3 protein-coding genes and 1 pseudogene are annotated in these 1,190 nt (G+C 56.6%); 1 reads left to right on the forward strand and 3 read right to left on the reverse strand.

Going from position 1 to position 1,190, the window contains the following annotated elements; translation table 11 throughout:
• Together csx15 and ABJK56_RS06000 are read right to left on the reverse strand one after the other, a co-directional pair.
• The coding region (gene csx15, locus ABJK56_RS05995; protein ID WP_347243755.1) for a CRISPR-associated protein Csx15 at positions 1-311 on the reverse strand (311 nt) is incomplete at its 3' end.
• Positions 312-447: 136 nt separating this feature from the next.
• Entirely contained in the window at positions 448-666 is a 219-nt protein-coding gene (locus ABJK56_RS06000; RefSeq protein ID WP_347243756.1) for a helix-turn-helix domain-containing protein, read from the reverse strand.
• 151 nt (positions 667-817) lie between these two features.
• Here ABJK56_RS06000 and ABJK56_RS06005 point away from each other — a divergent pair.
• Positions 818-946, forward strand: a pseudogene (locus tag ABJK56_RS06005) (IS110 family transposase); the annotation flags it as partial.
• Positions 947-996: 50 nt separating this feature from the next.
• Here the strand turns inward: ABJK56_RS06005 and ABJK56_RS06010 are convergent.
• The coding region (locus ABJK56_RS06010) for a hypothetical protein (protein ID WP_347243757.1) at positions 997-1,190 on the reverse strand (194 nt) is incomplete at its 5' end.

The raw sequence follows: 1,190 nt of genomic DNA on the forward strand, positions 1-1,190 counted from the left end.
CCCTGTTCGTTCACCATAGGCCGCATGCGGATGCAGGGCGGGAAGTATCCCATGCGGCCGTGCAATTCGGCCAGCAAGGCCACGGCGCTGAAGTTGAGCGACGGCGGATTAACCAGCAGGGACAGGGTCTGCCACTCGACCGGGGAGAGACCGGCCTGGTCGACCAGTGCCACCACCTGCGGCACCAGCGGCTGTTGCGGGTCAATCTGGCTACGCACCTCGACTACCCGCTCGATCTTCTGGCCGGTCAACGCCTCGATCTGTTGCAGGTGGTCGGGCGTGAAGGGGTGGGAAAAGTTGAGAACAATCATTTTTATTACCTCCTTCAAAAAATTTTCCTGCCGATATGGCCTGATTTTGGCAGGGGTCTTTCGCCCCTGCCTCGGCCGCGCCCTGCGATCTGCCATAATTATACCACATCTCGCAGATTTTGTCAAGCCTTTCTTTTTAGTATTTTTCCACGAATTTATTTCTGGGCCGCCCAGGCTTGCCCCGGACGCGCATTGCATTTACCTCTTCTATCAGGAATAGCCAGTCACGCCCTAGCTTGCGGCCAAGGCCGAGCTGGCGCGCGAGCTGATAAATGCGCGAGGGGCTAATTCCTAACATTTGTGCCGCTGTAGCAGCAGTGCATAGTTCCAGATCTTTTACTTTACCATCCTCCATCTTGCCCTCCATAGATTCGGCTATGCCGGTAAAAATACCGGCGGATATATTATATCATATTGTGTGACTAATGCAAGAGATTTAGATGCCGTGTTACGAATTTCGGCAGATGGGAAGACGCTGTCCCCGGGCTTGGGCGTCATCTCGAGTCTCTTTGGCAGGCCTTCTTGCTGGCCTGCCCTTCAGCCGGGTCAACCCGCGCCGGGTGCGGGATTTCGCCCGTGCCTCCGGCGTCCTGGCCAAAACGGATGCTCTGGATGCCCGCATTCTGGCCGAGTTCGGCCAGAAGATGCGGCCTTCCGTGACGGTTCTGCCGGATGAGCAGACCCGTCATCGCTGGAGCGAGAGATCGCCGATTGGGTGAACCAAACGGCGCTGGCGGAGACGGTACAGGAGATGGTAGAGAAATTGTGAAAGAAAAAGAACCAGGCCGCCGAAAACAAAAAGTCCCTGGGTTTCTCCCAGGGACTTTTTGTGCTGAATGTTCCCTACTACCCAATTGTGTGCGGGGCGCGGCCGGGTGG

It is taken from the genome of Thermogutta sp. (assembly GCF_039793925.1).
Taxonomy (GTDB): domain Bacteria; phylum Planctomycetota; class Planctomycetia; order Pirellulales; family Thermoguttaceae; genus Thermogutta.